General features: G+C 70.0%; 8 protein-coding genes. 5 read left to right on the top strand and 3 right to left on the bottom strand.

Features of this window, described 5'->3' with window-relative positions:
- Positions 1 to 369: 369 nt before the first annotated feature.
- Both ACH4J0_RS42455 and ACH4J0_RS42460 read left to right on the top strand, forming a co-directional pair.
- Entirely contained in the window at positions 370 to 1,002 is a 633-nt protein-coding gene (locus ACH4J0_RS42455; protein ID WP_396246541.1) for a hypothetical protein, read from the top strand.
- A 231-nt stretch (positions 1,003 to 1,233) separates the two neighbouring features.
- A complete protein-coding gene (locus tag ACH4J0_RS42460) occupies positions 1,234 to 2,016 on the top strand; it encodes a type IV toxin-antitoxin system AbiEi family antitoxin domain-containing protein (protein WP_396246542.1) in 783 nt (260 codons plus the stop codon).
- A 144-nt stretch (positions 2,017 to 2,160) separates the two neighbouring features.
- On the opposite strand, the gene ACH4J0_RS42465 is transcribed toward ACH4J0_RS42460, so the two are convergent.
- Positions 2,161 to 2,877: an SDR family oxidoreductase gene (locus ACH4J0_RS42465; protein WP_396246543.1), complete on the bottom strand. Its 717-nt coding sequence runs from the start codon at positions 2,875 to 2,877 to the stop codon at positions 2,161 to 2,163.
- Between the two features lie 71 nt (positions 2,878 to 2,948).
- On the opposite strand from ACH4J0_RS42465, the gene ACH4J0_RS42470 reads away from it, so the two are divergent.
- Positions 2,949 to 3,764 (top strand): helix-turn-helix transcriptional regulator, encoded by an 816-nt coding sequence (locus tag ACH4J0_RS42470; protein WP_396246544.1) that lies wholly within the window; start codon positions 2,949 to 2,951, stop codon positions 3,762 to 3,764.
- Between the two features lie 121 nt (positions 3,765 to 3,885).
- On the opposite strand, the gene ACH4J0_RS42475 is transcribed toward ACH4J0_RS42470, so the two are convergent.
- Positions 3,886 to 5,142, bottom strand: coding sequence for an MFS transporter (locus tag ACH4J0_RS42475; protein WP_396246545.1), 1,257 nt, complete (start codon positions 5,140 to 5,142; stop codon positions 3,886 to 3,888).
- Positions 5,139 to 5,633 (bottom strand): MarR family winged helix-turn-helix transcriptional regulator, encoded by a 495-nt coding sequence (locus ACH4J0_RS42480; protein WP_396246546.1) that lies wholly within the window; start codon positions 5,631 to 5,633, stop codon positions 5,139 to 5,141. Before ACH4J0_RS42480 ends, ACH4J0_RS42475 begins: the two co-directional genes overlap by 4 nt.
- A 237-nt stretch (positions 5,634 to 5,870) precedes the next feature.
- Between ACH4J0_RS42480 and ACH4J0_RS42485 the strand changes: the two genes are divergently transcribed.
- Positions 5,871 to 6,455 carry a DinB family protein gene (locus tag ACH4J0_RS42485; RefSeq protein WP_396246547.1) on the top strand — a complete coding sequence of 195 codons (585 nt, stop codon included), beginning with the start codon at positions 5,871 to 5,873 and terminating at the stop codon, positions 6,453 to 6,455.
- A gap of 172 nt (positions 6,456 to 6,627) precedes the next feature.
- Positions 6,628 to 7,101: a hypothetical protein gene (locus ACH4J0_RS42490; protein WP_396246548.1), complete on the top strand. Its 474-nt coding sequence runs from the start codon at positions 6,628 to 6,630 to the stop codon at positions 7,099 to 7,101.
- Positions 7,102 to 7,172: the final 71 nt, after the last annotated feature.

Consider the following 7,172-nt stretch of genomic DNA (forward strand, 5'->3'; position numbering starts at 1 on the left):
ACCGCGATCACGCCCCCGACCAGCCCGAGCACCCCGCCTCCAACTCACGCCAGCCCCCGTGAACTGCGGTTCTCAGGATGAAAACTCCTCACTGGTTGTCCGCCGGCATATTTCGAAGGGCGGGCGTGACCTGTTCGCCCTGGCCGGGGCCGGCCTTGGTGACGGCTGCCGGCTGATACGCACGGCCGGCGACGTGTGTACGGCAGCGCCGGGTCGTGCTTTTCCCGCGCGGGGTGCCTGCGCCCGGGTCTCCTTGACGGCCTTGGCCGTACTGGCCCTGTGACGCCGACGGGTGTCGAGTCCTCAGCTGACATCACCCTGTCGCCCTGCCAACGGGCCGCGCCCACAGACCGGGTGGACACTCGACGTGTGCCTGCCGACCTGCTGACCGCAGACGAGTGCGCCCTCGTTGACGCCGTCGCGGCCCTGACCACCGGGGCGGTCTGCCCGGCCGCCCGCGTCGTGCTCGCCCAGGGACGCCTGTTCACTCCCGCGCCCTGGCCGCGCTCCGGCGCCCCGCGACGCGGCGCGCCCGGACGCTGTCACCGCAACGCACTTCGCCTCGCCCGGCTCCTGCCGGGCGCCTACGTGGAGGGATATGCGCTCACCGCCGAGGGGACGGTGCGGGCCCACGCGTGGTGCGCGACCGGCGATGGCACTGTGCTGGATCCCGCGTGGTCCGAGGGGGCGTCCCGGGCCTATCTGGGGGTGCCCATGGCGCCGGAATTCGTCCTCGCCTTCCAACAGCGCACCCTCACCAAGACACGGTTCCTCGGGGTCCTCGACGAGGACGTGCAGGCCCGTGACGCCGGGCGCATCTTCCGGGCCGGCGTGCCGCTCCACGGGATGCTCGACATCGGCCGGATCCCGTCCGCCCCGTTCCCCAACCGCTCACCAACAGGCGTTCCCAGCCGCCATCACCGCCACGTCGGTCCACCTGCACCCACGCCGTCCCGCGCAGCACCCGGGCCGCTGCTCCAGCCTGTTCGAGGCACCGGGTGAACGCGTCGATAGGTGCTGCGGGCTGCAGCTTGGCAGAGCGGGTGGGCATTGGCCGGGGCTGCGACCGGCCGGGCCCCTGCTGTCAGCCCGTCCTGACCGACGGCTTGCGGGCCGGTGGTGAGCCTCTTCCGCGGCCTTCGTGCGCGGGGTTTCTTGTTGGCGGACGCGGTAGCGGGGTAAAGATCGCACAGCCCCTGCGACAGATCGCGTGGGCGGAGGAGACGAGGAACCGTGGCAGACAGCCGTTTCAGTGAGACCATCGCCCAACTGGAGGCCGAGCTTCCCGGTATCGAGGCGCGGCGGCGGCGCTTGGAGGACGAGCTGACCGGCGCCGTGGCGCGGGAGAAGGCCGTACGCGGAGCCATCGAGGGCCTGCGGGCCCTGGCCGGGCCGCCGGCCTCGCAGGACACCACGCCGGTGGGCGATGTGCGGGCGGAGGCGGACGCCATCGTCGGGGTCCGGCCGCAGCAGCTCGCGGCCGAAATCGGGGCGGCGCTGGACCGGGGACGGGAGCCGGCCGAGAAGGGCACCTCGGGCACGGACACGGTCACGAAGACGGCGAAGAGGACCACCGCCAAGAAGACCCCGGCCAATAAAGCCACCGCCAAGAAGGCGGCCCCCGCGAAGAAGACCGCGGCGAGGAAGACGGTCCCCGCGAAGAAGACCGCGGCGAAGAAGACCACCGACGGCGCGCGGCCGCGCACCGCGGCGAAGAAGACGGCCGCGACCAGAGGAACCGGGCAGGCGCGGACCGGCGCCGAGCCGGCCGCCCCGAAGAGCGAAACGGCTGCGCCCGCGCCCGGGCGGCGAACGACCGGTGCCACCTCCGACAGCGTCCTGAGCGTGCTGGCCGACACTCAAGCGCCCCTGCGGGCCCGGGAGGTGACCGCCCGGCTGGGAATCGAGGAGTCGGCGGACAACGTGAACGCGGTCCGCACCATGCTGGAGCGCCTGGCCAAGGCCGGCCGGGCGCAGCGCCCGGGCCGTGGCCTGTACGCGCGACTGGACGGCTGACCCCCCCCGGGGGCCGGCTCCCGACCCTGCCCCTGCCTCACCGCCGGCCGGTCGAGTGACATCGCCGGGTGCGGCACCCGGATCACCGTGTCGTCGCGGTGGATGCCCTGTGGTCGGAAGCACCTCGACGCAGCCCATGACTGATCACCAGGGCACGGGCGTTCCGTCCCAGGAGAAGAAGCCACCGGTGGGGCCGTCGTCCGGCAGCAGGGCCAGGCGGAGGGCACCCTGCGCGGCCTCGGCCGGGTCGCCGCCGGCAGCGGCGGCCCGGGGGTTGAGATCGGTGGCCCGCAGGCCGGGGGCGAGCGCGTTGACCTTGAAGCCGTCCTCGGCCAGCGTCTGGGCGTAGAGGACGGTGAGGGCGTTGAGGGCGGACTTGGACGACCGGTAGGCGGCGGCGCCGCCGCTTCCCGGGGTGAACTGGGGGTTGGGGGTGGTGTTCCAGGTCAGCGACGCCGTGCCACTGGAGATGTTGACTATGCGCGGGCGCAGGGACCGGCGCAGGGCGGGCAGGAAGGCATTGGTCACCGCCACCACCCCGAACACATTGGTCTCGTATGTGCGCCGGTACTCCTCTTCGCCGGTGTCGGTCGGCGGGGCCAGTGACGGCGAGATGCCGGCGTTGTTGACCAGCACGGCCAAGCGGTCCATCTGAGCCGCGGCCTGTGCGACGCCGTCGGGATCTGTCACGTCGAGGACCAGCAGACGGGCCCCGGCTCCGATCTCCTCGACGGCCCGCTGCCCGCGCCCGGGGTCACGGGAGCCCACGTACACGGTGAGGCCCTCGGCGGCGAGCAGCCGGGCGATATGCTTGCCGATGCCCTTGTTGGCACCGGTAACCAGAGCTGTGCGTTCGTTCATGGCAACCACACTTCCCCGGTCGTGGGTGCCCTGCCAGGGACAGCCTGTACCAGGCAGTGGGAGGAGGCGACATGGCGCGGCAGGAGCTGGCCCACTACCTACGGGACCGCCGGGCGGCCCTGCGTCCGCACGAGATCGGCCTGGCGGCGACGGGCACCGACCGCCGCACACCGGGTCTGCGCCGCGAAGAGGTGGCGGAGCTCGCCCACATGTCGGTCGACTACTACACGCGGCTGGAGCAGGCCCGGGGGCCGCGGCCATCGGCCCGGATCCTGGACGCGCTGGCCCGCGCGCTGCGGCTCACGCCGGCCGAGCGCAGCCATCTGTTCCGCCTGGCGGGTTCGAGCGCGCCGCCTGGCATCAGCGCCGTGCGGCGGGTGCGCCCGCACGTGGCCCGGATGCTGGAGCGGCTGCCGGAGACCGGTGCCATCGTCACTGACGCGGCGTACGACGTTGTCGCCTGGAACCCCCTGGCCCGGGCACTGCTCGGCGCCGACCTTGGAGGCGGGACGACGAACCTGGCTCGACGCCGCTTCCTGGGCCAGGCGCGGATGTACGGGAGCTCCAGCGCCGAGGAATTCGGGCACATCGTAGTGGCGCGGCTGCGCCGGGCCGCGGACCGCTACCCGCATGACCCGCAGCTGGCCACGCTGCTGGCCGAACTGCACGTCGGCAGTGAGGAGTTCCGGCAGATCTGGGAGGCGCGTCCAGTCCACGCTCCCGGGCACCGCACCAAGACCCTGGACCACCCGGAGGCCGGTGTGCTGCGGTTGAACTGCGACGTCCTGCTCGTGCCCGAGGATGACCAGGAAGTTGTCCTGATGACGGCCGACCCCGGATCACCTGCCGTGCGGGCCCTGCGCAGGCTGGCCACGCAGGCGACCTGAAACGAAGGATGCGCACAGGTCGGCGGTCCGGGGACTCGTTGCGGACCACTGAGCCGTGACACGTTAGTTGGAACCTGGTCACGAGAGTTGGAACCAGTGACTGCGCGCCTCGGAGCAGGGCTCATGGGCTGGCTGCGGCTGTGTGTGGATGGGGCGGTGCGGAGGAACTGCGCAGGTCTGCCGTGGTGGCGCCCACCACAACGACGGCGCCGAGGCATAGCAGGCCACCGCTGACGAGGGCTGCTGCTCCCGAGGTGGCGTCTGCGAAGAGACCACCACGCATGTTGCCGACATCGGGTCCCGCCTGCCCGACGATCTGTTCAGCGGTGCTCACGCGGCCGAGCAATTCGTGCGGGGTGTGCATCTGGACGACGGTGCTCCGGGAGACGACGGAGACGGTGTCAGCGGCGCCGGCTATGACGAGGAAGGCCAAACCCACCCAGGGGTTGGGCGATAGTCCGAACAGCGTCAACGATGTGCCCCAGGCGGCGGATCCGCCGAGCATGATCAGGCCGGGGCGGGGGAACCGTGTGAAGGTTCCGGAAAACAGCGACGCTGCAACGCCACCGACGGCGATGGCGGTGAGGAACAGTCCGAGAGTGCGGGGGTTGCCGCCGAATCGTTCGGCGTTGATCAAGGGGAACAGGCTGATGGGCATCGACAGCACGGTGGTGGCCAGGTCTGTGAGCAGGGCCCCGCGAATGACGGGGGTGCGCGCCAGGAAGGCCAGACCGTCCAGCACTCCGCGCAGGCCGGGCCGCGCGGGCTCGTCCCCAGGGTCCATCTGCGGCAGGCCGAACGCACCGTGGAGCGCGGCGATGAAGGTCAGAGCGTCGATCAGGTAGCAGGCGCCGACTCCCAGGCCGCCCTCGATCAGTCCGCTCAGTGCGGGGCCAAGCAGTATGGCGCCCTGGAAGGCGATCCGTCTCAGCGCCAGCCCTGCGGCCAGTTGGTGCTTGGGCAGGAGGTGCGGAATGAGGGAGCGCGAGGCGGGACCGCTGCCCGCGCCGAAGCAGGACTGGAGCGCGACCAGCCCCAGAACACCGGTGGCAGAAGCGTGCCCGAGGAAGCCCTGGAGCGCGAGGAGAAGCGAACACACGGCTTGTCCGCTGGTCGTGAGCAGGTAGAACTTCCGGCGGTCCACTCGGTCGACGAGCGAGCCGGCGAACAGTCCGAGCGCGGCGAGGGGAATCGCCTGTGCCAGTCCGACGGCACCTGTCCACGTGGTGCTCTTCGTCGTCTGCCAGACCTGGAACATGACGGCGACGAGTGTCATCTGGCTGCCGAAACCGGACAGGGTCTGGCCGGTCCACAACCGCCGGAACGGTGGTGAGGACCGTAGCGGAGCCATGTCGATCAGCGTGCGTTTCAGCCTCATGCGGGATCCTCAGCCAACTTCTCGGCGATCCGGTCGTGGAAGCTCTTTCGCTTAAGAGCCCCCTCGATATCGGTGACGACCTGGGAGAGCGGGTAGGGAACCTCGGCCTCAAGGTCGGCGAGCGCAGCCTCGGTGGCCCGCCATTCCGCCGCCAGGCGGTCGACGACGTGACGAGCCTTGTCGGTGAGTGTCACCTTCTTGGTGCGCGCGTCGTCGCCCACGACAGTCTGGACCCAGCCGGCCTTGCGCATCGCGGCAACCTTCTGACTGAGCGCTGAATGCGTGCGCTGGACCGACTCGGCCAGTTCCGCAATGGTCATGGGGCCGCAGGCGTGGAGCCGGAGCAGCTCCATGACGAAACTGGGCTTGAGCCCGTCGATCTGCTGCTCGGAGTAGACCTGGGCGATGTCGGCGTCCATTGACGCCTGGAGCAGGCGCAGGGGTCGCCAGAGGCTCTGCCGCGTCGGGTCGAATGCATGGGGGTCGGCCATGAGACGCATCGTAACAGTGCTTATATAAGTACTGTTGTTTTTATCCGGAACTGGTTCCAGCATGAATGGCAATGCGCCGAACGTCGCAAGAAGCGTGACCAGATGGTTCCAACAAGCGTGTCCTAGAAGGTCAAGACCACCAGGTCAGCTCGCCACATCGGTTCCAACTATCGTGTCCCGGCTCAACCACGTACGGGATCTTGAGGCCGCGAGCAGCCCGTGGCAGGCTCATGCTGCATGATCGATGAATTCGCGAAGGACAACCTGCACGGGAGACTGCGGCGGGACCGCGAGGCGCTGCTCTGGAAACTCGACGGCTTGTCCGAATACGACGCCCGCCGGCCTCTGACAGCGACCGGGACCAACCTCCTCGGCCTGGTCAAACACGTGGCCACCGTCGAGGCCAGGTACTTCGGCGAGGTCTTCGACCGCCCTTCTCCGGAACCGCTGCCCCGGTGGCAGGACTCCGACGGCAGCGACCTGTGGGCGACCGAGGACGAGACTCGCGATCAGATCATCGGGTTCTACCGGCGCACGTGGGAACACTCGGACGCGACGATCAACGAGCTTCCCCTCGACGCCCCCGGCCACGTGCCGTGGTGGCCGGAGCCCTATGCCAACACGAACCTGTTCGCCATCATGGTCCACGTCCTCGGCGAGTCCATCCGGCATACCGGGCACGCCGACATCCTGCGCGAGGGCCTCGACGGCCGGACCGGGTTGCGCGCCGAACACGAGAAGCAGATCGACGAGGAAGCCCGCGCAGCCTACCGCGCGAAGATCGAGCAAGTCGCCAGGTCGGCCGCACCAATCAAGGCTTAGCTGTCCGCAAGGTGGCGGGAGACCGCTTGTTATGGCGATGCGTCACACCCCGATCACACCCTTGCCAGCGGTCACCACTACCGGACGGCACCTCGCAAAGTAACCCTCGGAATGGCTCGCAAACTACAAGTCGAAACCCAAGGTCGCAGACGGCGGACTCGCAATCTATCCGTTGAGGTCACAGGCCGGCCCGGCCGCCGGTGCTGGCCCGGCCGCTGCCCGCTCCACCGTTTCCTCGCGCGTCGAAACGGACCAGGCTGCGCCGGCCGCGGAACGGAGTTCCGCTCCGGCCGACGGGCGCCACCTCGCCGCGTCCGTTGCGCGGCGGCCGCAGCCGGTCGACACCTTGCCGCAGGAACTGCTCCTGGCTCTGGCGTCTGAGCGCACCTCGTCCTCGCCGCTTGCCCGCGGCCTGGGGGCCCCGAACTCCACCTGGAGCATCGACGGGAGCGACCTGGTGGTGGAGGGCTGGGACAGCACGTCGGACCTGTTAGCCGTCCGCGACCCGAACCGCCGGCTTCTCGGCTGGGGCGAGGCGCTCGGCGACGGCTGGGGCACCTACATCCAGGGCCGCCTGATCATCGACGCCACCGACGGCGACCCCTGGCTCTCCACCGACGCGCCCCTCTCTGTCAGCCTTGGGTGAGACATCCCGCTTTGTCGGGTTAGCCTGAGAGGGCCCGAGTAGGAGTTCCACCCCTGATGACCAGCACCAAT

The sequence above is a fragment of the Kitasatospora sp. NPDC017646 genome (assembly GCF_044329365.1).
In the GTDB taxonomy this organism is placed as follows: domain Bacteria; phylum Actinomycetota; class Actinomycetes; order Streptomycetales; family Streptomycetaceae; genus Kitasatospora.